Below are 24,088 nucleotides of genomic sequence, written 5' to 3'. Positions count from 1 at the left end.
CGCCGCACACGGCCCAGGAGGGGGCGCCGGTTGGTAAGCTGCCCGCCCGTTTTCGTCGAGCGTACCGCCATGACCTCCCGTCGTTTCCTGCAGCTGGATGTGTTCTCGCCCTACCCCGGCGCCGGCAACCCGTTGGCCGTGGTGCTCGATGCGCAGGGCCTGGACGAGGCGGCGATGCAGGCCATCGCCCGCTGGACCCGGCTGCCCGAGACCACCTTCGTGTTCCCGCCGCAGGCCCCGGGCGCCAGCTACGGCATCCGCATGTTCAGTCCGCAGAAGGAAGTCCCGTTCGCCGGCCATCCCAGCGTGGGCACCGCCCATGCCGTGCTGGAACTGGGCGTGGCCGCGCCGGTGGAGGGCGTGCTGATCCAGGACGGCATCGCCGGGGCCCTGCCGCTGCGCGTGGACGGCAGCGGTGAGGCCCGCACCATCGCGATCCGCACCCCGCGCGCGGCCGTGGCCGAAGTGACCACCGCCGCCGATCCCCGCCTGCAGGCCGTCCTGGCCGGTTGGCCGCTGGGCAGCCTGCCGCCGGCGCGCATGGCCGGTGGCCGCAGCTGGTGGGTGGTGGAACTGGCTGACGAAGCCGCCCTGCGCGCGCTCACCCCGGAGTGGGACGCCGTGGCAACGCTGGCCGAGGCGACCGACAGCATGGGTGTGTTCGCTTATGCGCGCAGCCAGGGCCAGGCCTGGGACCTCGCGGTACGCGCCTTCGTCGGCAATGGCCGTCGCTTTGAAGATGCCGCTTCCGGTGCAGCCAATGCCGTGCTCGCCGCCTGGCTGGACAGCCGCGACGCGCTGCCGGGCACCGCCCACGGTTACGTCGTCAGCCAGGGCCGGGAAGTCGGCCACGATGCGCGCCTGACCCTGCGCATCGATGACCATGGTGACGTCTGGTCCGGCGGCCAGGTGCAGACCGTCATCCGCGGCACGCTGGACTGGTAAACCCGCCGCGCCTCAGCGCGCCGCCTCGTATACCGGTGCGCCATCGACCCAGGTCGAGCGCACCTGCAGGTCGGCCAGCCCGGCCGGCGGAACGCTGAGCGGGTCGCGGTCGAGCACGACGAAGTCCGCGCGCAGTCCCGGCTGCAACCGGCCGACCTGGGCTTCGTCATGCCCTGCCCAGGCGGCATCGGCGGTGAAACCCCGCAGTGCTTCCGCCGCGCTCAGGCGCTGATCCGGCTGCCAGCCGCCTGGTGGCTGGCCGGCACGGTCCTGGCGGGTAACCGCGGCATACAGGCCCAGTCGTGGATCCACCTGCTCGACCGGGAAATCCGAGCCGAGCGCGAGCCGCGCTCCGGAGGCCAGCATCCGTCGCCACGCATAGGCACCGAGGATGCGCTCGGGACCGACCCGGTCCTGCGCCCAGCCCATGTCCGACGTGGCGTGGGTGGGTTGCATCGAGGCGATCACGCCGAGCTGGGCGAAGCGCGGAATGTCCTCCAGCGCGACCACCTGCGCATGCTCGATGCGCCAGCGATGATCCGTGCCGCGACGCTCGCCCAGCACCTTCTGATAGGTGTCCAGTGCGATCCGGTTGCCACGATCCCCGATCGCATGCGTGGCGACCTGGACATGACAGGTATCGGCCCTGCGCACCGCCGTTTCAAAGTCGTCGGGCGAGGTCACCAGCAACCCACGGTTGTGCGGGTCGTCGCTGTAATCGGCCAACAGCGCGGCCCCGCGGCTGCCCAGCGCCCCATCCATGAACAGTTTCACCCCGCGCATTTCCAGGCGGCCACCGGCGTGCTGGTACGCGCCCTGTGCACACAGATCCGCCAGGGCATCGCCATTGCCATCGGCATACGCATCGATGCGCAGGGGCAGCCTGCCGGCATCGGCGAAGCGGCGCATCAGGGCCAGATCGGCGCGCGATACGCCCATGTCGTGCACACCGGTCAGGCCCTGGCTGACCGCCTTGTCCAGCGCGCGGGCCAGCATCTGCTCGCGCGCGGCCTCGCTCGGCGCCGGGATCGCGGCCTGCACGAGCGACATCGCTTCATCGACGAACACCCCGCTCGGTTGCCCCTTGGCATCGCGCACGATGCGCCCGCCGGCCGGTTGCCAGCTGCCCTTCAATCCGCGTTGCCCGGGTTGCCGTGCGACGGCACGCAGTGCCGCGCTGTTGCCCCAGCCGGCATGGCCATCGATGCGACCCAGCCAGACCGGCCGGTCCGGGAACGCCGCGTCGAGATCGGCCACGGTCGGGAACTGTTTGTCCGGCCAGCGATTCTGGTCCCAGCCGCTGCCCAGCAGCCAGCCCTCGGGATTGTCAGCGGCGAAACGCTGCAGCCGCGCGACGACGTCCCGGGTACTGGACGCGCCGGTGAGGTCGGCCTGCATCAGGGTGCCGCCGAGGAACATCAGGTGGGCATGCGCGTCGATCAGGCCCGGAATCACGGTTGTCTGGCCGACGTCGGTCAATGCCGCGAGTGGATACAGCGTGAGCATCGCCTGCTTGTCACCCACGGCGAGCACGCGCCCGGTATCGGTATCCCAGGCCAGCGCGGTGGCGGCCGGTGCGTCGGGATCGCCGGTGTGGATGGTCGCAGCGGTCAGCAGGCGGACATCGGCCTGCGCGGTGCCGGCCAGCAGGCAGGCGATCAGGGCGGCAAGAGCGGTCGGACGCATGCGGAGACCCCACAACAGGAAAGCGGCGACTATGCGGCCGCCGCTTTCCCATCACAATCTGCTGTGCACCAATCCGTCAGCGCGGATCAGCCGGCCAGCTCCGCCTCGAGCGTGATCGGTACCGCGCTGAGTGCCTTGGACACCGGGCAGTTCTGCTTGGCGTCATCGGCGATGGCGCGGAACTGGGTGGCCTCGATGTTCGGCACCACGGCCTTCACCTTCAACGTGATCTGCGACAGCTGCGGGCCGCCCTCCATCGAGAGGTCGACCTTGGCTTCGGTATCCAGCGAGGTCGGCACGAAACCGGCCTCGGTGAGCTTGGCCGACAGTGCCATCGTGAAGCAGCCGGCGTGCGCGGCGGCGATCAGTTCTTCCGGGTTGGTGCCCTTCTCATCGCCGAAGCGGCTGCTGAAGGCATAGCGGGTTTTGTCCATCAAGCCGCTCTGGGGCGTACTCAATTGTCCCTTGCCTGTCTTGAGGTCACCTTCCCAATGCGCGGTGGCATGACGCGAAATACCCATCGTTGATCTCCTGCGGGATGAATGGCCTGGCCAGCCTAGACCGGTCCGCGTTAGCACCGTGTCTGGCTGCCGTCAGGTGATCGGCAAGCGTCGCCCCAGCTGAATCGGCTCTCAAGACGGATGCTGTTTTCAAGTGGTTTTCGTGCGACAGTCGGGGTGCGACGGTCCATGACCGATGGCCTCCGCCGCGAGGGCGGACCCTGTTTTTTGGCTATGACCTGATGCACTGCGGTAACGAAGGGCGTGGAAATCACGAATTTTTATGCGTTTGCCTATTGGCGGCGCCCCATAGTTGCCCTACATTTCGCTTGCCGACGGGGTTCGGCGCGACCAAACAACCAACCGTTCACGGAACAGGAAACCATGGCAAAGACCGCTAAGAAGGCTGCCCCGAAGAAGGCAGTAAAGAAAGTCGCTACGAAGGCAGCCGCGAAGCCGGCCGCTCCCAAGCCGATCAAGGAAGTGCTGAGCAAGTCTGGTCTGGTTGCACACATCGTTGAAGCGTCCGGCGTTGTCGCCAAGGACGTGCGCGCCGTGCTCGCCTCGCTGGAAGGCGCCGTCGCCGCTTCGGTGCACAAGAAGGGCGCTGGCAGCTTCACCCTGCCGGGCCTGCTGAAGATCTCCACCGTCAGCGTGCCGGCCAAGCCGAAGCGCAAGGGCATCAACCCGTTCACCAAGGAAGAGCAGTGGTTCGCCGCCAAGCCGGCCTCCACCAAGCTGAAGGTGCGTCCGCTCAAGAAGCTCAAGGACGCTGCGCTCTAATCCGCGCGCTTCCTGCAGCACCCGGACGGGACGGCATATGCCGTCCCGTCTTTTTTTGAAGGTTCTGCCATTCGAGTCGCAGCGAAACACAGCGTTTCCAAAGACGTTCGCGCCGCCTGCTTCCCGCGCAGATGCCTGTCCTGCCGTGATCCACGGCATGGCAGAACCCACCGGAACGCACAGGGTGGAACACTGCGTGCGACCGCGCCTGTCGTCGCGCTACGGATCGCAGCCTATGGTGGCCTTGTCCCCCACCGTGCAGGCAGCCATGGCCAGCTCTTCTTCCCAGCGTTACCGCATCACCGTCACCCCGATCGAAAAGGACGGCCTGCAGTGCAGCGGGCGCTGCACCATCGAGCTGGAACATCGCGCGCAGCAGGACTGGATGCGCCTGCTGGAAACCGCACGGCGCACCACCGGACTCAGCGGTGACGAGCGTGCCGCGGCGATCGTCGCCACCCAGTTGCTGCGCGATCTCGCCCGGCGCCACGCCGACGAACCCGACCATCCGTTGACCGTGCTGCAGCCACAGCTGGACGAGGTACTGGCCGCGCTGGAATCGATCCAGGGCGCGCCCTGAACCGGGCGCCCGCTGCGGCGCTACACTCGGGGCTCTCCGGGGAGACTCCTGCATGCGCCGTGCCGTCCTGTTACTGCCGCTGCTGATCCTGCACGGCTGCTCCTGCCAGCCGCATGCCCCTGCGCCCGATGCCGTCGTGGCGGCGGACAGCGCCGCAGCAGCAGAGGCGTCGGGCGAGGACGCATCGCCATCACCGCCCCTCTCCACGCCGATCGCCGCCGCCCCCAGCGCGGTGGCTGCCGACGCGCTGGATGAGCCCGCGGTGGTCCACCGCTACATCAGCGCCCTGGCGCAGGGCGACCTCGCCACCGCCGATGCCCAATGGACCGGCGGCGGTCCGGGTGGCCATCCCGACGACGCGGTCCTGCGTGTACTGCCCGGGTTCCGCGGGCTGCGCATCAAGACCCAGGCGCCGATCGCCCGCGACACGGCCACGCCCTCGCGGCTGCGCGAAGTCCCGGTCCAGATCCGGGTCGGCACGGCAAGCGGCACGCTGCGCTTCGAGGGCTGGTATCGGCTGCAGCCCCGCGTGGATGGCAGCGGCTGGGAAATCCATGGCGCCTCGATCCAGCCGGTGATGAACTGACCGCAGCGGAAAGGACGTTGATCTACGGGCGCGTACGTCAAAGCTGGATTCAGCCGCACGCGCTATTGTTGGCCTCTCACTCCCCACGGCCTGCCGCCATGAATGTTCGCCCGCTGTTGTCCCGCCTCGCCGCCTGCACCGTGTTGCTCGCCGCCGCCATCGGCGCGCAGGCCGCGCCCAGCGTCTCCGGCCGCCAGTTGTCGGTCGGTGCCACAGATGTGCAGCAGTATCTCGATGGCAGTTTCCCGCGTACCCAGAACGCGCTGGGCGGGTTGATCGCGATGACGATGAGTCACCCGCAGCTGACCCTGCCGCAGGGCAGCCGACTGGACCTGGGCTTCGATGTGGCCATGGCCACGGCCGGCAGCAGCCCGGCACCGCTGGGCAAGGTGAAGCTCAGCAGCGGCCTGCGCTATGACGCGCAGACCCAGGGCTTCCATCTGCAGGAGCCGACGGTCGATGACTTCACCCCGGCCAACAACGGCGGCAAGCTGGATTCACGCACGCGCAGCCTGCTCAACGCCTGGCTCGCCGATTACGCCCAGCGCGAGCCGATCTACAAGATCGACCCGAGCGTGGGCGCCCTGCTCGGCGCGCTGCAGGTGCAGTCGGCCCAGGTCGAGAACGGCAAGCTGGTGGTCACCTTCAACCAGGATCTCGGCGCACTCGTGCCGGCCGGGGTGCTGGGCAAATAACCGGGATGGCACCGACCAACGGTCGGTGCCTGCACGCTCAATCGGTGCCTATACGCTCAACCGGCCAACGCGTTGGCCACCGCATCGGCGAACGCCGGAATGTCGCCCGGCTTGCGGCTGGTGATCAGGCCACCATCCACGACAACCTCGGCATCGGTCCATTCGGCGCCGGCGTTGCCCAGATCCGTCTTCAGCGAGGGCCAGGACGTGACCTTGCGGCCCTTGGCCAGGCCCGACTCGACCAGCAGCCACGGGCCGTGGCAGATCGCCGCGACCGGTTTGCCTGCCGCACCGAATGCCTTGATCAGGGCGATCGCGTCGGTGTCGATGCGCAGCTTGTCGGGATTGATCACACCGCCCGGCAGCACCAGCGCGTCGTAATCGTCGGCCTTGGCGCCCTTCAGTGGCGCATCGACCTTCACGTTCTCCCCCCAGTCCTTGTCTTTCCAGCCGCGGATCTGGCTGGCGTCGCCAGGCGCGATCACCTTGACCGAGGCCCCCCAGGATTCCAGCAGGCGCTTGGGTTCCTGCAGCTCGGACTGCTCGAAACCATCGGTGGCGAGGATCGCGACGTGCTTGCCGTTGAGTGCGTGTGCCATGGAGCGGCTCCAGTAAGTAGGAGCGCCCAGTGTGGCCACGCGCGCATTGGGCGACGGTGACCACGATGTGCACAGCGTGTCGGCGCAGCCACCGACCCACGGTCGGTGGCTACCAGCGGGATCAGCGCTTGGGCTGCAGCATGGTGCCGGTGCACTTCTTCGAGCCGCAGCGGCATTCCCAGATTTTCTTCAGGCGCGCGGTGTGGCGCTCGGCCAGCGTGATGCCGTAGTTGTAGGTCAGCTCATCGCCCGGCTTGATGTCCTTGATCGCCTCGATGAAGACCTTGTCCTCGCGCCGGTTGTCGCCCTCGGCTTCTTCAATCACGGCCTCACAGTTCGGGTCGCAGCTGTGGTTGAGCCAGCGCGCGTCGTTGCCCTTGTAGTTCGCATCGATGACGTAGTCGTCATTGAGGGTGAACAGGAAGGTATGACCGCTCTCCACATCCCCGGTGTCGTCGGCATCCACGTCGGCGTGGCTGCGCAGCAGACCCTTGTACTGGATGACCCGCTCGCCCTTCTTGATCGGCGCCAGCGCGAACACGCCATTGCCATGGATGGTGGACTTGCGGGCCTGGATCTTCTTGGGCATCTGGCTGACCGTTGCGGTGGGAAGCCCCGATTCTCGCTTAATCTTTGTGATTGCCAAAGCGATGCGGTCCAATAGGCGTCCAAGGCCGCCCTGCGGGCGCCTGAACGGGCGGGTTGGATGCCGCCTGAGAAAAGCGTACAATTTCAGTCCGCTTTATGGTTCTGCACCCCACCATGCTCCGCGTCACCAAGCTTACCGATTACGCCACCGTCGTGTTGACCGTGCTCGCCGCCCGTCCGGGCGAGGTGCTCAGTGCGACTGAACTGGCCGAGTTTGCCCGTCTGGAACCGCCGACTGTCAGCAAACTGCTCAAGCCACTGGCCCAGGCCGGTCTGGTCGAAGGCCTGCGCGGCGTCCGCGGCGGCTACCGGCTGACCCGCGCGGCGGACCAGATCACGCTGTTCGAGATCGTGGAAGCCATGGAAGGGCCGCTTGGCCTGACCGAGTGCGCCCACGACCACAGCCAGTGCGGCCGCGAGCTGCAGTGTGGCGCGCGCAGCAGCTGGCGGATGATCAACGACGTGGTGTCCGAAGCGCTGCGCGCGGTCACCCTGGCGCAGATCCTGCCCCCTCTTCCCCTTGTTGACGCCCACCGCCGCGCGATCGCGGCGGATGTCGTCTCCTGATCAGGCAGCCCCCATGGCCACCGATACCCTTGATACCGTCGCCACCGGCGATACCCCCAACCGCGAGATCCATGAGCAGCTCGGCCGCAAGTATTCGGCGGGCTTCATCACGGACATCGAATCAGACTCGTTGCCGCCCGGCCTGGACGAGGACACCATCCGTGCCCTCTCGGCCAAGAAGGACGAGCCGGAATGGATGACGCAGTGGCGCCTGGATGCCTACCGCCACTTCCTGACCATGCCGATGCCGGACTGGGCCAAGCTGCAGATCGCCCAGATCGACCTGCAGGCGCTGAGCTATTACTCCGCGCCGAAGGGCCCGAAGTACGCCTCGCTGGACGATGTGCCCAAGGAACTGCTGGACACCTACGACAAGCTCGGCGTGCCGCTGCATGAGCGCGCCAGGCTGGCCGGCGTGGCCGTGGATGCGGTGTTCGATTCGGTCTCGGTCGGCACCACGTTCCGCAAGGAACTGGCCGAGAAGGGCGTGATCTTCTGCTCCATGTCCGAAGCGATCAAGGAACACCCGGAACTGGTCAAGCAGTACCTGGGCACCGTGGTCCCGGTCGGCGACAACTACTTCGCCGCGCTCAACTCGGCGGTGTTCTCCGATGGCAGCTTCGTGTTCATCCCCAAGGGCGTGCGTTGCCCGATGGAGCTGAGCACCTACTTCCGCATCAACGCCGGCCATACCGGCCAGTTCGAGCGCACGCTGATCATCTGCGAGGACAAGGCGTACGTGTCCTACCTGGAAGGCTGCACCGCGCCGATGCGCGATGAGAACCAGCTGCACGCCGCGGTGGTCGAGCTGGTCGCGCTGGAAGATGCCGAGATCAAGTACTCCACGGTGCAGAACTGGTACCCGGGCGATGAGAACGGCGTGGGCGGCATCTACAACTTCGTCACCAAGCGTGCCGAATGCCGTGGCGCGCGCAGCAAGGTCACCTGGACCCAGGTCGAGACCGGCTCGGCGATCACCTGGAAGTACCCGTCCTGCGTGCTGCTCGGCGATGATTCGGTCGGCGAGTTCCACTCGGTCGCGCTGACCCACCATCGTCAGCAGGCCGATACCGGCACCAAGATGATCCACATCGGCAAGCGCACCAAGAGCAAGATCGTCAGCAAGGGCATCAGCGCCGGCCACGGGCAGAACACCTACCGCGGCCTGGTCAAGATGGAGCGCGGCGCCGAGGGTGCGCGCAACTACACCCAGTGCGATTCGCTGCTGATCGGCAAGAAGTCGGGCGCGCACACCTTCCCCTATATCGAGGTGAAGAATCCCAGCGCGACGGTCGAGCACGAAGCCACCACGTCCAAGATCTCCGACGACCAGCTGTTCTATTGCCGCGCCCGCGGCATCGACCAGGAAAACGCGGTCTCGATGATCGTCGACGGTTTCTGCAAGCAGGTCTTCCGCGAGCTGCCGATGGAGTTCGCGGTGGAAGCCAAGAAGCTGCTGGACGTCAGCCTGGAAGGCTCGGTCGGATGAAGCGCCTGCTCACCCTGGCCGTGCTGCTGTGCGCGGCGGCACCGGCGTTCGCGCAGGACGTGGTGTGCAATCCCGGCGGCAATCAGCTCGAACTCAATGCCTGCGCCGACCAGGAATTCAAGAAGGCCGATGCCGAATTGAATGCCGTCTACCGCCAGATCGTGACCCGGCTTGCCGGCGAGCCCGTGGCGCTGGCGAAGGTGAAAGCGGCACAGCGGCTGTGGGTGCAGCTGCGTGACGCCGACCTGGAAGCGCGCTACCCGGTGGGCGCGGATGAGAATCCGCGTTTCCTGTACGGCTCGATGTACCCGATGCTGTACTCCGGCGCCAAGGCGGCATTGACCACCACGCGTACCGCTTACCTGCGCAACGAATTCCTCGAGCGCAGCGAATACGACCTCTGAGTCGCGCTGCCTCCAGTTCCCCTATCTGACAAGACGATTATCGACATGCTGAAGATCGACAACCTCCACGCACGCATCGGCGAAAAAGACATCCTGAAGGGCCTCTCGCTCGATGTGAAGCCGGGCCAGGTGCACGCCATCATGGGCCCCAACGGCGCCGGCAAGTCCACCCTGGGCAATGTCCTGGCCGGCCGCGAAGGCTATGACGTCAGCGAAGGCAGCGTGCAGTTCGAAGGCAGGGATCTGCTCGATCTGGCCCCGGAAGAACGCGCCGCCGCCGGCCTGTTCCTGGCCTTCCAGTACCCGGTGGAAATTCCCGGCGTGAACAACACCTACTTCCTGCGCGCCGCGCTCAACGCCCAGCGCAAGGCGCGCGGCGAAGAGGAACTGGATTCGATGCAGTTCCTCAAGCTGGTCCGCCAGAAGCTGGCCGTGCTGCACCTGAAGGACGAGCTGCTGCACCGTGGTGTCAACGAAGGCTTCTCAGGCGGTGAGAAGAAGCGCAACGAGATCTTCCAGCTGGCCGTGCTCGAGCCGAAGCTGGCGATCCTGGATGAAACCGACTCCGGCCTGGACATCGATGCGCTCAAGAGCGTGGCCGACGGCGTCAACGCGCTGCGTTCGCCGGACCGTTCGTTCATCGTGATCACCCATTACCAGCGCCTGCTCGACTACATCAAGCCGGACGTGGTGCATGTGCTGGCCGACGGCAAGATCGTGCAGAGCGGCGGCCCGGAACTGGCCCTGGAACTGGAAGCCCACGGCTACCACTTCCTGAAGGACCGCGTGGTGCCGGAGGCAGCGGTCTGATGAGCGCCCTGCTCGATTCCCTCGCCAGCGGCTTCTGCGGCAGCGATGCACGTCGCGCCGAGCTGGACGCCGCGCTGCAGGCCGGCCTGCCCGGCCCGCGTACCGAAGCCTGGAAATACACCTCGCTGCGCCAGCTGGAGCGCCGCAGCTTCCATCCCGCGCCGCTCGCCCCGGCCGTGGTCGATGCCGCCCTGCTGGCCGACATTCCGTCGCCGCGGCTGGTGTTCGTCAACGGCCGGCCGTCCGGCGCGCTGAGCGATGTCGCGGCAGTGCCGGCCGGCGTACAGCTGTCCACGTTGTCCTCGGCGCTGGCTGCCGGCGATGAAGCCGCGCGCTTCCTTGGCCGCCGATTCGAGCGCAGCGAGGAAGTGTTCGCCCGCCTCAACGCCGCGCTTGCCGATGAAGGCGTGCTGCTGCGCGTGGAGGAAGGCGTGCAGGTCGAGGCGCCGCTGCAGCTGGTCTTCATCAGCGTGGCCGGCGATGCCGATCTGTCCTGGCACCACCGCCACCTGATCGAACTGCGCAGCGGTGCCGCGCTGGGCGTGGTCGAGCATCACCTGCATGTCGGGGATGCCGCGCACCTGGACAACACCCTGGTGCACGTCCACCTCGCGCAGGACGCCGTGCTCTCGCATGCCCGCGTGCAGGCCGACGCCACCCGCGCCACCTCGCTGCTGCGCACCGACGCCGTGCTGGCCCGCAACGCGCAGTACCGCCGCGTCGATCTGGAGCTGGGCGCCGCGCTGAGCCGCCATGAGCTCAACGTCCGCCTGGAAGGCGACAACGCCCAGCTGACCGCCAACGGCGTGCTGCTCGGCAACGGCCGTCGCCATGTCGACACCCGCCTGGGCATCGAGCACATCGCACGCGACACGAGCTCGGAAATGGTCTGGCGTGGCGTGGCGGCCAACCGCAGCCGCGTGGTCTTCCACGGCGGCATCCACATCCGCGAAGGCGCCGATGGCACCGACGCCAACCTGTCCAACAAGAACCTGCTGCTCTCCGCCGACGCCGAGATCGATACCCAGCCCACGCTGGTGATCGATGCCGACGAAGTGAAGGCCGCGCACGGCGCCACGGTCGGCCAGCTCGATGCGAATGCCCTGTTCTACCTGCGCTCACGCGGCCTGCCGGCCGATCGCGCGCAGCAGCTGCTGAGCGCGGCGTTCTGCCATGAACCGCTGAACGTCCTCGACGCACGCCTGACCGAGCAGCTCACCGCCCAGCTCAGCCACGCGCTGGCCCTGGCGGGCGTCGCATGAACCTGTCCACGCCGCGCCCGGTCGCCGATACCGGCGCCGCGCCCGACTGGGACCGCGTGCGCCTGGACTTCCCGCTGTTGATGCGCGAAGTGCACGGCAAGCCGCTGGTGTACTTCGACAACGCCAACACCGGCCAGAAGCCGGTGCAGGTGATCGGCGCGGTGGACGAGTTCTACCGCCGCTACAACGCCAACGTCAGCCGCGCGGTGCATGCACTCGGCACCGAAGCGACCGATGCCTACGAGGGCGCGCGCAACAAGCTGGCGCGCTTCCTCAACGTACGCGCCAGCGAGCTGGTGCTGTGCAGCGGCACCACCTTCGCGATCAACCTGGTCGCGTATTCGTGGGCGCTGCCGCGGCTGAAGGCCGGTGATGTCATCCTGGTCTCGCGCATGGAGCACCATGCCAACATCGTGCCGTGGCAGCTGGTCGCCCAGCGCACCGGCGCGACCATCCGCGTGGCCGAGATCACCCCGGACGGCGCGCTGGACCTGGACGCGCTGCGCAGGGCCATGACCCCCGAGGTCAAGCTGCTCGCGGTCGCCCACGTGTCCAACGTACTGGGCACGGTCAACCCGGTCCGCGAGATCTGCCGCGAGGCCCGCAAGCGCGGGATCATCACGGTGGTGGACGGCTCGCAGGCCGTGCCGCACCGCAAGGTCGACATCCCCGCGATCGGCTGCGACTTCTACGCCATCACCGGCCACAAGATGTGCGGCCCGACCGGCACCGGTGCGCTGTGGGCCAAGCGCGAGCACCTGGATGCCATGCCGCCGTTCCTCGGCGGGGGCGAGATGATCAAGGAAGTCAGCTTCGAGGGCACCGTGTTCAACGATGCCCCGCACAAGTTCGAAGCCGGCACCCCGAACATCGCCGGCTTCATCGGGCTGGGTGTGGCGGTGGACTACCTGGAGTCGCTGGGCCTGGAGCACGTGGAAGCCCGCGAAGGCGAGCTGCTGGCGCACTTCACCGAAGAGCTCAACAAGATCGACGGCCTGCGCATCTTCGGCACCACGCCGGACAAGGCGGCGGTGGTCTCCTTCCTGGTGGACGGCGCGCATTCGCACGACCTGGCCACCCTGCTCGACCTGGAAGGCGTCGCGGTCAGGTCCGGCCAGCACTGCGCGCACCCGCTGCTGCAGTACTACGGCGTGGCGGCGACCTGCCGGGCGTCGCTGGCGTTCTACAACACGCATGAAGAAATCGAACGCTTCATCGTGGCGCTGAACAAGGTGCGCAAGCTGCTGGGCTGAGCCTGCGGCACCGGGCGGGACCCTGCAGAACGCCGCGAGAGATCGCGGCGTTCTGCATTGGCGCCACGCTGCACGACCGGCGTTGCTGCGCCATCGCGTGCTCAGACGACCCCTTGGTTATTGACTTCGATCCACGTCGGGCGAGGGCACCGGCAGTGCGTCCTGCTCCTGCGCACGCTCGATCTGCGCGACCAACAGCATCGTTGACGGATCGCCACTGCCGGCATGCGACTTCTGTGCTGCGGCCAGTGCCTCTGCAAAAAATGCCGCGCGCTGCTCCGGATCGGGCTCATCCTGCGCCTGCGCGAAACGGCGCGCCGCGTGGTGGTACAGCTCCTGCGGGTCGCCCAGCTTGCGCGCGCGCGCCCGCCAGTTCTCCACCGCCACCGCTTCGGCAGGGCCGGCTTCGTAATGGGCGATCAAGCGCCTGATCGCCGCCAGGTCATCGGTCTTCGCCATCGCGAGCACCGCCGCCTTTTCATCGGCAGACAAGTAGACAGAATCGGTGGGCGGGGCGTTCTGGCACGCGACCAGGGCAGGCAACAATAGACACAGCAGCGAGTACCGTTTCATCGATAAGGCACCAGAGAAACAGAAGGGAATGGCAGCACCACACGACGCCTCGCCAGTGCCCCGATGTAAGCGATGCGATTGCGTCACCCACCGTGTTTTAAAGGCAGCCAAGCCATCGTAGGCGCGCCTGAAGGCCTGCGCCAACGCAGTATTTCAATGAACTATCGTTGGTCGATTCATCGCGCCATTCCAATCGCGTTGGGGGCGCGCATCTCTTCAATGGGTGCGGTGTAGCGGCGCACCGAGCACAGGCGCTCGTTCTGCTGCGACGCCATCGGCGCTGCCCATCCCATCCCCATCCCGGAACGACGGCGATACCGATGACCCCGTAACGATGCAGTGCGATACGGCAGAACGCACCCGGTTTGCGCCCACTATGGGCTTACTAAGCTTCTTCGGGATAAAGCTCAATAGCAAATCCTATTCCCGTGTCTGCCAATCGCTTGAGTAGCAGCGAATCGAGCTCAAATCCACCGAGATCCTTGAGGAAAGCACTTACATAAAACTCCACCTTTCCTCCAGTATCCACAATGCTCTTGATGAAATCAGCATGCACCTCGATGATGCTGTAGCAGCTCTCGATCTCATCACCGAGCTCTACCGTTTTTTTTCTCACCATCTGCATTGATACATAAGTACCCTCATAGACTCCATCCAAGGGAGATCCAGAGGGAGAAGTTCTCGCGTCCCCTGCGGTATGAGCGAATCTCTCAGGAAGACCTATCCGATCAGAGATCGAATCATGCGGGAGAGCTGGATGCCACACCCGCAACGAAATATTTAGCAGGATTTTGCTCACTTTCTATTTCCATATCCGTGGTCGCTAACATTACTTCCCTGGGCCAACACCCCGCTCCTTGAGCCTGACTAGCCAACGTAAATTCCAGTCAATTCGACTTGACCGTTGGAAGTTCAATGCTCATCTTGACAGCGCCCCAATTCCTTTAAAAGTGCCACATTTCCATACTCGGCAGCCATGGACATAGCTGTCTCACCATTTACCCCAGCTTGACAAGGGCTCGCCCTCCTGTGAAGCAACAAGGTGATCAAGCGCTCATCCCTGACTTTGACGGCCCAAAATATTGCGTTATTTCCACCGCCATCCATCGAGTTCGCGCCCGCACCATTTTCTAACAGCCACACTGCCGACACCGCCTTTCTGTTAGCGACACTGAATGGCAATGGACGCCAGCCATCCAAGCGCGCATTGTTCACGTCAACACCTTGCGCCAACTTCGCGTCTAATAGCGACGAGTCTTCTGATCGCAGTGCATCGTAGAACTCCTGAATTTCCGTGGCGTCGCTACAGGCCGAACATGCGAACACAAAGATAATCGGAAAATAGATCATTCGATTCATGGCACAGGCTCAAATTGAAGGAGCTCACCAGGCATGACCACAGCGCGGATACCGGCGACCCGATGTTGCGTAGTTATGAATGACGCTGCGCGATGGGTCAAGCGCTTAATCAAAATGTCGGGCGTATTTCAATGATTCTTACAAGCGGCGCTGTGAATTTCGATAACTGCGTCTCAGGATGTAGGAATTCTCTGACGTTTCTTTTTTATCGTTCGGTTAGTGGTGCGTGGTGATTGGATACGGGGGGTTGAAATGTCGGAGGCTGCCGAGCATGGCTCGGCACTACCGTCACCCATGAGCGGTCGCGGTCGCTGTCGCGGCACACCGCCCCCTCCCCGTGCCCGCCTGCCGCGCCTAGAATGTCGGCATGAGCACCCTGACCTACCGCGCCGCCACGCCGGCCGACATCCCCGCCCTGATCACCCTTGTCACCTCCGCCTACCGGGGCGATGCCAGCCGCGCCGGCTGGACCACCGAGGCCGACATCCTTGATGGCGCCCGCATCGACGCGCAGGGCCTGCAGGCCGACCTCGAGCGCCCGCGCAGCACCATCCTGCTCGCCGAGCGCGACGGCCAGCTGCTGGCGTGCGCGCATGTGGCCGATGACCACGGCAAGGGCTACTTCGGGATGTTCTCGGTGGATCCGGCCCAGCAGGGCGGCGGGATCGGCAAGCAGGTGATGCTGGCCGCCGAAGCCCACGCCGCACGCGAGTGGGGCGTATCGGTCATGCAGATGACGGTGATCGACATCCGCGACGAGCTGATCGCCTTCTATGAGCGCCGGGGCTACCAGCGCACGGGGATCAAGAAGCCCTTCCCCTACGGCGACGAGCGGTTCGGCATTCCCAAGCGCGACGATCTGCGCTTCGAGATCCTGGAAAAGCCGCTGGTGGTGCCCGCGTGAGCGAAACCTGGACCTTCGTCTGCGCCAGCGCCGAGCTGCTGCCCGGCGAAATGAAGAGCACCTTCGATGAAGTGACCGGCACGCCGATCGTGGTGTTCAACCTGGACGGTGAGCTGTACGCGCTGGAAGACCAGTGCACCCACGACGAGTTCGAGCTGTCCTCGGGCACCTTCGATACCGGCGAGGCCAGCATCGAGTGCGTCCTGCACGGGGCCCGCTTCGACATCCGCGACGGCGCCGCGCTGTGCGCCCCGGCCTACTCACCGGTGGCGAAGTTCCCGGTCAAGCGGGAACACGACGCCGTCTGGGCCCGCGACGACCGCGACTGACCCGGGCTGAACGCCGGCGTTTTGAAAACGCGAATTATTCCTATTACGATAGGCATTGCGGCCAGCCGGTCGCGCCTGTCCGGTAGCCCGTGTCCGCCCACCGCTCTCTTCTTGGTGCTCTCGCCCTGTGGGCCACGCTCTGCGTGGTGCTGCTGGCGTGCCGCGGGCTGAGCGGAACGCCGGTCGGCGCTGAGCCAGGCAACGCGCCGGCAAAGACCTCGCTCGCCTGGGACCTCTCGCCGACGGCGACCGCCCCGGATACGCCGCTGCCCGAACTCCCGGCGGCAGAGCCCTTGCCGGCCGCCGAGTCCGGCCCCGATCCCGAACTCAGCCACGTCGGCATGCCCCTGCGTCAGCGGCGTACCGCCTGGACGGCCCTGGTCCCGTTGTGGCCGTCCGATGCGCTGCGGCGGCAGCGGCTGGAACCTTCGCTGCGGCTCAACCCCGGCCACGCGCCTCCCCACGCCTGATCCCTGCCCCGCGCACCGCGTGGGGCGTGCCGTGCCTGCGCCTGTGCGCAGTGCGAACAGCTTCGCGTGCCCGCTTCTCCATTGCCTGTCGCTGTGCCCCGCGCACACCGCGCCGCCTGTCTTTCCCTTCCCGGATCGTCCACACCATGATCAAGAGCCGCAAGCATTCTTCCTTTCCGCGCACCGTTGCCGGCCGCGCCACTGCCGGCCTGGTCACCGGGCTGAGCCTGGCTGTCCTGCCAGTCATCGCACACGCACAGTCCAGCGGCAATACGCCGCAGACCCTGGATCAGATCGATGTGCGCGGCGTGCGCGGCTTCAAGGCCGACAAGGTCGCTTCCCCGAAGTTCACCCAGTCGCTGCAGGACACCCCGCAGACGATCCAGGTGATCACCAGCGACCTGTTCAACCAGCAGGGTGCGACCACGCTGACCGATGCGCTGCGCAACAGCCCGGGGGTGGGTACGTTCTACGTGGGTGAGAACGGCAACACCAACACCGGCGACAGCATCTTCATGCGCGGCTTCGACACCTCCAGCAGCATCTTCGTCGATGGCGTGCGCGACCTCGGCTCGATCTCGCGGGATGTGTTCAATACCGAGCAGGTGGAGGTGGCCAAGGGCCCGGCCGGCACTGACAACGGACGCTCGGCACCGACGGGTGCGATCAATATGGTCAGCAAACAGGCCAACCTGCACAACGCCGTGTCGGGCACGGTCTCGGCCGGTACCGACAGCCAGCAGCGCGGCACCGCCGATTGGAACCAGGCCCTCGGCGCGACCAGTGCGCTGCGGGTGAATGCGATGTGGCAGGACAGCGACCAGCCCGGCCGCGACCACGTCAACAACCGCCGCTGGGGCATCGCACCGTCGTTGGCGTTCGGCCTCGGCACCAGCACCCGTTATTTCCTCAACCTGCTCTACGTGGACCAGGACAACGTGCCCGACGGCGGCGTGCCGACCCTGGGCCTGCCGGGCTGGACGCCGCAGCCCAGCCTGGAGCGGCTGGCCGGCCAGCCGGTCGATCCGGAGAATTTCTACGGCACCCGCGCCGACCACGACGATGTCACCGCGAAGATGGCGACGTTCCGCATCGAGCACGACGTCAACGACGCCGTGCGCGTGACCAACACCGCCCGCTGGGGCCGCACCGACCAGGATTACCTGCTGACCGCGTTCATGGGTACCGGCACGCGCGGTGCCAATGGCGCACCGACCGGCAACATCCGCTTCACCAACCCGGCCGATCCCGCCAGCTACACCATCGCGCGCAGCCTGCCGACCTTCAAGGACCAGCAGAACACGATCCTGACCGACCAGCTCAACCTGCGCGCGGACATCACCACCGGGGCGATCGTGCACAACCTGAGCGCCGGCCTGGAATTCACCCGCGAGGAGCTCAAGAGCTTCGGCCAGGCCGCCACCGGTGGCACCACCTGGTCGCCGGCCAACCTGTATGCCCCGGACTGGAACGCGACCGGACTGACCTGGGCACACAACGGCGCCGACAGCCACGGCAAGACCACCACCTCCTCGGTCTATCTGTTCGACACCCTCAACTTCGGCGACAGCCTGCTGGTCACCGCGGGCCTGCGCGCGGACCACTACACGACCGAGTACCAGAGTGCGTCGGTGTGCGGCGGCCGTGGTCCGGCCTGTGGCGCCAACCCGGTCGGCACGGTGATCGCCAATCCCTCGCTGGAACATTCGGACACCCTGCTCAACTGGAAGCTTGGCGCGGTCTACAAGGTCGATGACATCGTCAGCCTGTACGCCAACTACGCCCTCTCCCAGCAGCCGCCGGGCGGCAGCAACTTCCAGCTGAGCAGCTCCGCCAGCAGCGCCGACAACCCGAGCCTGGATCCGCAGAAGGCCAGGACCATCGAAGTGGGGACCAAGTGGGCCTTCCTCGATGACGCACTCGCCTTCAACGTGGCGCTGTTCAAGACCGAGGTCAGCAACGAGATCAACACGCAGGTCCTGGATGATGCGGGCAACCCCACCCAGACCGGCAAGAAGTCGGTGCAGGGCATCGAGGTCTCCACCGTGGGCCGCATCACCGACAACTGGTCGGTTTCGGCGGGCTACAGCCATCTGGATACCGAGGTGGACGAAGGCGCCAACGTCGCCGCCGACGGCACCCGCAACCTGACCTACACCCCGGGCGACACCTTCACCAGCTGGACCAGCTATGCCTTCCCGTCCGGCCTGACGATCGGCGGCGGCGTGCGCTACGCCGGCCAGATGCATCGCGGCACGGACGGTGCGGTCGGTACCCCGGCCTTCACCAAGTCCTACACGGTCTACGATGCGGTGGCTTCGTATGCGATCAACGAGCATCTGGTGCTGCGCTTGAACGCATACAACCTGTTCGACAAGCAGTACGTGGCTGCGATCAACAAGAGCGGCTACCGTTACACCCCGGGTGCCCCGCGCACCGTCCTGTTCAGTGCGGACGTCCGCTTCTGACCACCGGCCGGCGCAGGGGAGCCCTCCCCTGCGTCGCACAAGGACCCTGTCATGTTGCTGCATGTTCCCGACGTACTGAGCGCCGATGAACTGGCCCACCTCCAGCGCGCGCTGGCCGAGGCGGCATGGGCCGATGGGCGCGAGACCGTCGGCGCGCAGGGCGCACAGGTCAAGCGCAATGAACAACTGCCCGACGCCTCGCCGCTGAAGGCCGAGCTGGGCCGGATCGTGCTGGGCGCCCTGGACCGGCATCCGCTGTTCTTCGCGGCGGCATTGCCGCTGCGGATTCTGCCGCCCCGCTTCAACCGCTACCAGGGCGGCGGCGAGTACGGCTTCCACGTGGATGGGGCGGTGATGATCACCCCGCTGGACGGACAGCGCAGTCATCTGCGTTCGGACGTATCGTGCACGCTGTTCCTCACCGCGCCGGACGACTATGACGGCGGCGAGCTGGTGATCAGCGATACCTACGGCGAGCACGAGGTGAAGCTCCCCGCCGGCGATCTGGTGCTGTATCCCTCGAGCAGCCTGCATCGCGTCAACCCGGTCACCCGTGGGTCGCGGCTGGCCTCATTCTTCTGGGTGCAGAGCATGGTGCGCGATGACAGCGCGCGGCGCACGCTGCTGGAGATGGACAGTGCGATCGAAACGCTGCGCACCACCGGTGCCGACAGCGCGGCCGTACTGCAGTTGACCGGCGTGTATCACAATCTCCTGCGACGCTGGAGCGAGATCTGAGCCTGGCGCCATAGGCTTTCGCAATCGCAAATCATTCCCATTTGCGCCTGGGAACATATCTCACTACAATCTCGGCGCGTTGCGCACCGGACATCCGGTCCGCCGCTACCGGGCCTCCTTTTGCGCCACCCTCACCGCCATCGCAGCTTCGCCACCGCCGTGCGCGGGCAACGCCCTGCGCTGCCCGTGGTGCTGGCGTGGCTGGCAGTGCTGGCGATGCTCTTTACCGGCCTGCCGGTGCTGGAACGGGCAGCCCCCGGCAGCACCGTCATGGTCCTGCAGATGCCGATGGACGAGCGCCCGGGCGGCGGTGGGGAAACCACTCCGCAGGAAGAAGCCCCGGCCAAGCCGCGCCGGGTCGCCAGCGCGCGCCCTGCCGCGACGCCACCGCAGCCGCCTTCACTGCCGCCGGTCGTGGAATCCCTGGATTCGCTGATGGCCACCCTGGTGGCACAGCCGCCACGGATCGTCCCCGCCATCGATTCGGCACCGGCCACGCCGCTGCCTGCCGCACCCGGCCTGCGCGTGCAGCGCGGCCAAGCCCCACCGCAGGGCTGATTCCGACCGCCGGCGGCGCCATCGCGCCCGCCTCCGGTCCTGCGTGTTCCGCCCGCCCCGGGCGACCCTGATACCTGCGCGTGCTGCCGCCCTGCGGCCTGCCACGTCGCGTCCGTTTTCTCCTTTCCGAGGTTGCCCCCATGGCCCAGCGCCATCGTCGTCGCACGTCCCTGTCCCGCTGCACCCTGTCCCTCGCCCTGCTCGGTGCGCTGAGCGCCCCGGCCTTCGCCAACGGCGACGCCGCCGGTCCGACCACGCTGGACAAGGTGGTGGTCACCGCCGCGGGCTTCGAGCAGAAGATCGCCGATGCGCCGGCCAGCATCAGCGTGATCAGCCGCGAAGAACTGAGCAAGCGCCCGTACACCAGCCTGGTGGATGCGCTGCGCGACGTGGAAGGCATCGACGTGGGCATGGAGCCGACCGACAAGAACGGCCGCGCCACCCTCTCCATGCGGGGCATGCCGTCGGACTACACCCTGGTGCTGATCGACGGTCGCCGCCAGAGCAACGCCGGCAACCTGTATCCGAACAACTTCGGCGGCGGCCAGTTCTCGTACATGCCGCCGCTGGATGCGATCGAACGCATCGAAGTGGTGCGCGGCCCGATGTCGACCCTGTACGGCTCGGATGCGATGGGCGGGGTAATCAACATCATCACCCGCCGCAACCAGAGCGAGTGGCATGGCGCGGTCACCCAGGGCTTCACCGTGCAGCAGGACGATCAGTTCGGTGACGCCCGCAGCACCGATGTCTACCTGAGCGGCCCGCTGATCAAGGACCGACTGGGCCTGTCGGTGCGCGGCAGCTACTACGACGCCAACGCCTCCAACCCGGAATGGGACGACCTCCAGCTGCCCGACGGCACGCTGTGGTCGCGCAGCATCGGCTTCGGTGGCGGCGGCAAGGCGGTGGCCAACACCAACTGGACCACCGGCCTGCGCCTGAACTTCATCGTCAACGACGACCACGAGCTGTGGCTGGACTACGACGTGTCGCGCCAGAAGTACGACAACAGCGAAGGCCAGACCGGCACCCTGGACAGCCTCGCCAGCCTGTGGCGCGTCGGCAACGCGACGATCCCCAACCCGAATGGCACCGGCACCGTCAGCCGCCGCGTGGTGCAGCCGCGCGTGGGCTACACCGCCTACCAGCGCTACGAGCGCGACCAGTTGGCGCTGACCCACCAGGGCCGCTATGAATTCGGCACCTGGCAGACCACGCTGACCCACATCACCAGCAACAACCTCGGCCGCTCGCTGCCGCTGACACTGGACGAGCGCGCGGATCTGCAGGGCCTGTGGAACGACGTCTGCCGCCGCACCGGCGCCGCCGCCAACTGCGCGGCCGGCGCGCGCAACGGGCTGGGTGCGCTCAACGCCGCCGAGCTGGCGCGCCTGCAGGCCTTCCTGCCGCGCCCGCTGCGCACCATGGAACTGAAGGGCAACGTGCTGGACACGATGCTTGATCTCACCTTCGGCGCGCACAAGCTGACCGTCGGCGGCCAGTACAACGACACCGACATGGTCGATGGCGTGTTCGGCATGGACGGCAACGGCTACAAGACCAACGTCAAGCAGCAGCACCGCATGTGGGCGCTGTTCGCCGAGGACAACTGGTCGCTGACCGACACCCTGACCGCCACCGTCGGCGTGCGCTATGACGACCACAACATCTTCGGCAGCCACGTCAGCCCGCGTGCCTACCTGGTATGGAACGCCAACGATGCCTGGACCCTCAAGGGCGGCGTGAGCACCGGCTACAAGACCCCGCGTCCGGACCAGCTGTTCCCGGGCATCGTCGGCTTCGGTGGCCAGGGCGTGACCCCGCTGGTCGGCTCGCCCAACCTGAAGCCGGAAACCAGCACCAACTACGAAATCGCCGCGTACTACGAGGGCGATCGCTGGGGTTTCAACGTCACCGGCTTCCTCAACACGTTCGATGACAAGATCGCCAGCGGCGGCACCTTCGCCAACTGCGAAGTCGCCCCGGACGATGGCAGCTACTGCGTGGACATCGGCCCGGGCTGGGCCGAGCTGGGCTACAGCACCTTCGGCCAGAGCGTGAACATCGACAAGGCCGAAACCCGCGGCGTGGAAGCGGCTGCCCAGGTCGATCTGCTCGACACCCTCCAGCTGCGCGGCAACTACACCTGGACCAGGAGCGAGCAGACCAGCGGCACCGGCAAGGGCCTGCCCATCACCGGCAACCCGGCCAGGCACATGGCCAATGCCAGCCTGAACTGGCAGATCAGCGAGGCTGTCAGCCTGTCGCTGATCGGCGAAGGCCGCTACGACCGTTACCGCGACACGCTGGTCAGCAACGTCGGCGGCGTGAGCAGCTCGCAGACCCGCTACTACGAGGACTACACGATCTTCCACCTGGGCGGCAGCTGGGACATCAACACCTGGCTGACGGTCAACGCGCGGGTCAACAACCTGTTCGACAAGGACTTCGTCTCGCAGTCCTGCGTGCTGATCAGCGACAGCGAATTCAACTGCGTGGACGACTACGCCACCAAGGACCAGCGTCGCAGCTACTGGATTTCAGTGAACGCCAAGTTCTGAGGCACCGGACTTGACCTCGGGCAGCGCGCCGGCAACGGTCCGCTGCCTTTTTTTTGCCCACAAATTGCGAATCATTCTCATCAATGGTGTAATTCGCCCCTCAGCACTTCCTCCTGCGACCGTGGCCACCAGCGCTCCCTCTTCCAGCGTGCAACAACAACGCCGCGGCTTCTGGCTGCGCACGCTGCACCAGTGGCATTGGATCAGCTCCGCGGTGTGCCTGATCGGCATGCTGCTGTTCGCCGCGACCGGCATCACCTTGAACCACGCGTCCAGGATCGAAGCCAGGCCGGAGGTGGTCAGCCGCCAGCTGGCGCTGCCTGCCGACCTGCTCGGCAAGCTCGGCGACCGCGCCGATGGCAACGCACCGATTCCCCGCGTGGCCACCCGCTGGCTGGATGCGCAGCTCGGCATTTCGATCGGGCGGCGCCCGGCCGAGTGGTCCGATGGCGAAATCTACCTGTCCCTGCCCAGCCCGGGAGCCGATGCCTGGTTGAGCATCGACCGCGAATCGGGCGCTGTGGAGTACGAATCCACCGCGCGCGGCTGGGTGTCCTATTTCAACGATCTGCACAAAGGGCGTAACGCCGGGCCAGCCTGGGGCTGGTTCCTGGATATCTTCGCCGTGGCCTGCCTGGTGTTCTGCATCACCGGCCTGTTCCTGCTGCACCTGCATGCCCGCCAGCGCCGCATGACCTGGCCGCTGGTCGGCCTGGGCCTGCTGATCCCGCTGCTGATCGCCCTGATCCTCATCCACTGACCTTCCCTTCCCGGAGCCGCACCATGCGCGTCACCCTGACCATCGCCCTGAGCGGCCTGCTGGCCACCTCGCCGGCCTATGCCACCACCCTGGACATCAACGTCGAGGTGCCCAAGCTCAACGTGGCCGAGTACCACCGCCCATATGTGGCCATGTGGCTGGAAGGCGCCGACCAGAAGGTCGCCGCCAACCTGTCGGTCTGGTACCAGCAGACCGGCAACAGCGAAGGCCATGGCACCAAGTGGCTGCCCGACCTGCGCCAGTGGTGGCGCAAGAGCGGCCGCACCCTGGAGGTGCCGGTGGACGGCGTGACCGGTCCGACCCGCCCGGTCGGCAAGCATGCGCTGTCGTTCAACGACAGGCAGCCGGCGCTCAAGGCACTCGCGCCGGGCAACTACACCCTCGTGGTGGAAGCGGTGCGCGAAGTCGGCGGCCGCGAACTGCTCAAGATCCCCTTCACCTGGCCGGTCACGGCCGCACAGACGGGCAAGGCCCAGGGCGCGACCGAACTCGGTCTGGTCACCCTGTCCGCCAAGCCCTGATACCCCATCCACCTGG

General features: G+C 66.5%; 27 protein-coding genes. 20 read left to right on the top strand and 7 right to left on the bottom strand.

Annotated features, from left to right (window positions below):
• The first annotated feature begins 69 nt into the window (after nucleotides 1–69).
• Nucleotides 70–945 (top strand): PhzF family phenazine biosynthesis protein, encoded by an 876-nt coding sequence (locus HDC96_RS17120; RefSeq protein ID WP_179460984.1) that lies wholly within the window; start codon nucleotides 70–72, stop codon nucleotides 943–945.
• Nucleotides 946–957: 12 nt separating this feature from the next.
• Here HDC96_RS17120 and HDC96_RS17115 read toward each other — a convergent pair whose 3' ends face one another.
• Together HDC96_RS17115 and HDC96_RS17110 are read right to left on the bottom strand one after the other, a co-directional pair.
• The gene (locus tag HDC96_RS17115; RefSeq protein ID WP_218842298.1) at nucleotides 958–2,631 is read right to left on the bottom strand and encodes an amidohydrolase; all 1,674 of its coding nucleotides are present in this window, start codon (nucleotides 2,629–2,631) and stop codon (nucleotides 958–960) included.
• A gap of 86 nt (nucleotides 2,632–2,717) precedes the next feature.
• Complete coding sequence (locus HDC96_RS17110) at nucleotides 2,718–3,152, bottom strand: OsmC family protein (protein ID WP_176990800.1); 435 nt, start codon at nucleotides 3,150–3,152, stop codon at nucleotides 2,718–2,720.
• A 363-nt stretch (nucleotides 3,153–3,515) separates the two neighbouring features.
• Between HDC96_RS17110 and HDC96_RS17105 the strand changes: the two genes are divergently transcribed.
• From HDC96_RS17105 to HDC96_RS17090, 4 genes are all read left to right on the top strand, one after another.
• Nucleotides 3,516–3,914 carry an HU family DNA-binding protein gene (locus HDC96_RS17105; protein ID WP_019185677.1) on the top strand — a complete coding sequence of 133 codons (399 nt, stop codon included), beginning with the start codon at nucleotides 3,516–3,518 and terminating at the stop codon, nucleotides 3,912–3,914.
• Between the two features lie 268 nt (nucleotides 3,915–4,182).
• Nucleotides 4,183–4,494 carry a DUF3861 domain-containing protein gene (locus HDC96_RS17100; protein WP_257018781.1) on the top strand — a complete coding sequence of 104 codons (312 nt, stop codon included), beginning with the start codon at nucleotides 4,183–4,185 and terminating at the stop codon, nucleotides 4,492–4,494.
• Between the two features lie 52 nt (nucleotides 4,495–4,546).
• A complete protein-coding gene (locus HDC96_RS17095; RefSeq protein WP_179460982.1) occupies nucleotides 4,547–5,080 on the top strand; it encodes a hypothetical protein in 534 nt (177 codons plus the stop codon).
• 98 nt (nucleotides 5,081–5,178) lie between these two features.
• Nucleotides 5,179–5,775: a DUF1439 domain-containing protein gene (locus tag HDC96_RS17090; RefSeq protein ID WP_179460981.1), complete on the top strand. Its 597-nt coding sequence runs from the start codon at nucleotides 5,179–5,181 to the stop codon at nucleotides 5,773–5,775.
• Nucleotides 5,776–5,831: 56 nt separating this feature from the next.
• Here the strand turns inward: HDC96_RS17090 and HDC96_RS17085 are convergent, their stop codons facing one another.
• Both HDC96_RS17085 and HDC96_RS17080 read right to left on the bottom strand, forming a co-directional pair.
• Nucleotides 5,832–6,374: a type 1 glutamine amidotransferase domain-containing protein gene (locus HDC96_RS17085; protein WP_179460980.1), complete on the bottom strand. Its 543-nt coding sequence runs from the start codon at nucleotides 6,372–6,374 to the stop codon at nucleotides 5,832–5,834.
• A gap of 121 nt (nucleotides 6,375–6,495) precedes the next feature.
• The gene (locus tag HDC96_RS17080) at nucleotides 6,496–6,963 is read right to left on the bottom strand and encodes an SET domain-containing protein-lysine N-methyltransferase (RefSeq protein ID WP_176990804.1); all 468 of its coding nucleotides are present in this window, start codon (nucleotides 6,961–6,963) and stop codon (nucleotides 6,496–6,498) included.
• A 173-nt stretch (nucleotides 6,964–7,136) separates the two neighbouring features.
• Here HDC96_RS17080 and HDC96_RS17075 point away from each other — a divergent pair, with 173 nt between their 5' ends.
• From HDC96_RS17075 to HDC96_RS17050, 6 genes are read left to right on the top strand one after another with little or no spacing between them, the layout of a single operon-like run.
• On the top strand, nucleotides 7,137–7,589 hold the full coding sequence (locus tag HDC96_RS17075; protein ID WP_026070170.1) for an SUF system Fe-S cluster assembly regulator: 453 nt from the start codon (nucleotides 7,137–7,139) through the stop codon (nucleotides 7,587–7,589).
• A 13-nt stretch (nucleotides 7,590–7,602) separates the two neighbouring features.
• On the top strand, nucleotides 7,603–9,078 hold the full coding sequence (sufB, locus tag HDC96_RS17070; protein ID WP_179460979.1) for a Fe-S cluster assembly protein SufB: 1,476 nt from the start codon (nucleotides 7,603–7,605) through the stop codon (nucleotides 9,076–9,078).
• Nucleotides 9,075–9,482 (top strand): lysozyme inhibitor LprI family protein, encoded by a 408-nt coding sequence (locus HDC96_RS17065; RefSeq protein ID WP_176990806.1) that lies wholly within the window; start codon nucleotides 9,075–9,077, stop codon nucleotides 9,480–9,482. The genes sufB and HDC96_RS17065 overlap by 4 nt, the downstream gene beginning before the upstream one ends.
• A 45-nt stretch (nucleotides 9,483–9,527) precedes the next feature.
• Nucleotides 9,528–10,292: a Fe-S cluster assembly ATPase SufC gene (gene sufC, locus HDC96_RS17060; protein ID WP_179460978.1), complete on the top strand. Its 765-nt coding sequence runs from the start codon at nucleotides 9,528–9,530 to the stop codon at nucleotides 10,290–10,292.
• Complete coding sequence (gene sufD, locus HDC96_RS17055) at nucleotides 10,292–11,554, top strand: Fe-S cluster assembly protein SufD (RefSeq protein ID WP_179460977.1); 1,263 nt, start codon at nucleotides 10,292–10,294, stop codon at nucleotides 11,552–11,554. Before sufC ends, sufD begins: the two co-directional genes overlap by 1 nt.
• Nucleotides 11,551–12,807, top strand: coding sequence for a cysteine desulfurase (locus HDC96_RS17050; protein WP_179460976.1), 1,257 nt, complete (start codon nucleotides 11,551–11,553; stop codon nucleotides 12,805–12,807). Before sufD ends, HDC96_RS17050 begins: the two co-directional genes overlap by 4 nt.
• A 117-nt stretch (nucleotides 12,808–12,924) precedes the next feature.
• Here the strand turns inward: HDC96_RS17050 and HDC96_RS17045 are convergent, their stop codons facing one another.
• From HDC96_RS17045 to HDC96_RS17035, 3 genes are all read right to left on the bottom strand, one after another.
• Nucleotides 12,925–13,524, bottom strand: a complete 600-nt coding sequence (locus HDC96_RS17045; protein ID WP_179460975.1) for a hypothetical protein — start codon at nucleotides 13,522–13,524, stop codon at nucleotides 12,925–12,927.
• A gap of 241 nt (nucleotides 13,525–13,765) precedes the next feature.
• Nucleotides 13,766–14,179 carry a hypothetical protein gene (locus HDC96_RS17040; protein ID WP_179460974.1) on the bottom strand — a complete coding sequence of 138 codons (414 nt, stop codon included), beginning with the start codon at nucleotides 14,177–14,179 and terminating at the stop codon, nucleotides 13,766–13,768.
• A gap of 113 nt (nucleotides 14,180–14,292) precedes the next feature.
• A complete protein-coding gene (locus tag HDC96_RS17035; RefSeq protein ID WP_179460973.1) occupies nucleotides 14,293–14,739 on the bottom strand; it encodes an ankyrin repeat domain-containing protein in 447 nt (148 codons plus the stop codon).
• Between the two features lie 367 nt (nucleotides 14,740–15,106).
• Between HDC96_RS17035 and HDC96_RS17030 the strand changes: the two genes are divergently transcribed.
• The 9 genes from HDC96_RS17030 (at nucleotide 15,107) to HDC96_RS16990 (ending at nucleotide 24,072) form a co-directional block, all read left to right on the top strand.
• Complete coding sequence (locus tag HDC96_RS17030) at nucleotides 15,107–15,643, top strand: GNAT family N-acetyltransferase (RefSeq protein WP_179460972.1); 537 nt, start codon at nucleotides 15,107–15,109, stop codon at nucleotides 15,641–15,643.
• A complete protein-coding gene (locus tag HDC96_RS17025) occupies nucleotides 15,640–15,972 on the top strand; it encodes a non-heme iron oxygenase ferredoxin subunit (RefSeq protein WP_176990811.1) in 333 nt (110 codons plus the stop codon). The genes HDC96_RS17030 and HDC96_RS17025 overlap by 4 nt, the downstream gene beginning before the upstream one ends.
• Before the next feature lie 89 nt (nucleotides 15,973–16,061).
• A complete protein-coding gene (locus HDC96_RS17020) occupies nucleotides 16,062–16,442 on the top strand; it encodes a hypothetical protein (protein WP_179460717.1) in 381 nt (126 codons plus the stop codon).
• A 146-nt stretch (nucleotides 16,443–16,588) separates the two neighbouring features.
• Nucleotides 16,589–18,910, top strand: a complete 2,322-nt coding sequence (locus tag HDC96_RS17015; protein ID WP_179460971.1) for a catecholate siderophore receptor Fiu — start codon at nucleotides 16,589–16,591, stop codon at nucleotides 18,908–18,910.
• A 51-nt stretch (nucleotides 18,911–18,961) separates the two neighbouring features.
• Complete coding sequence (locus tag HDC96_RS17010; RefSeq protein WP_179460970.1) at nucleotides 18,962–19,648, top strand: Fe2+-dependent dioxygenase; 687 nt, start codon at nucleotides 18,962–18,964, stop codon at nucleotides 19,646–19,648.
• 120 nt (nucleotides 19,649–19,768) lie between these two features.
• The gene (locus tag HDC96_RS17005) at nucleotides 19,769–20,206 is read left to right on the top strand and encodes a hypothetical protein (RefSeq protein ID WP_179460969.1); all 438 of its coding nucleotides are present in this window, start codon (nucleotides 19,769–19,771) and stop codon (nucleotides 20,204–20,206) included.
• Between the two features lie 140 nt (nucleotides 20,207–20,346).
• The gene (locus tag HDC96_RS17000; protein WP_179460968.1) at nucleotides 20,347–22,770 is read left to right on the top strand and encodes a TonB-dependent receptor; all 2,424 of its coding nucleotides are present in this window, start codon (nucleotides 20,347–20,349) and stop codon (nucleotides 22,768–22,770) included.
• A gap of 121 nt (nucleotides 22,771–22,891) precedes the next feature.
• Complete coding sequence (locus tag HDC96_RS16995; protein ID WP_179460967.1) at nucleotides 22,892–23,530, top strand: PepSY-associated TM helix domain-containing protein; 639 nt, start codon at nucleotides 22,892–22,894, stop codon at nucleotides 23,528–23,530.
• A gap of 23 nt (nucleotides 23,531–23,553) precedes the next feature.
• Nucleotides 23,554–24,072: a DUF2271 domain-containing protein gene (locus HDC96_RS16990; protein WP_179460966.1), complete on the top strand. Its 519-nt coding sequence runs from the start codon at nucleotides 23,554–23,556 to the stop codon at nucleotides 24,070–24,072.
• Nucleotides 24,073–24,088 lie beyond the last annotated feature (16 nt).

It is taken from the genome of Stenotrophomonas sp. JAI102, assembly GCF_013409105.1.
GTDB classification, from domain to species: domain Bacteria; phylum Pseudomonadota; class Gammaproteobacteria; order Xanthomonadales; family Xanthomonadaceae; genus Stenotrophomonas; species Stenotrophomonas maltophilia_AA.
Note: the sequence above shows the minus strand (reverse complement) of the source record. Positions and strands in the feature narration are given on the sequence as shown.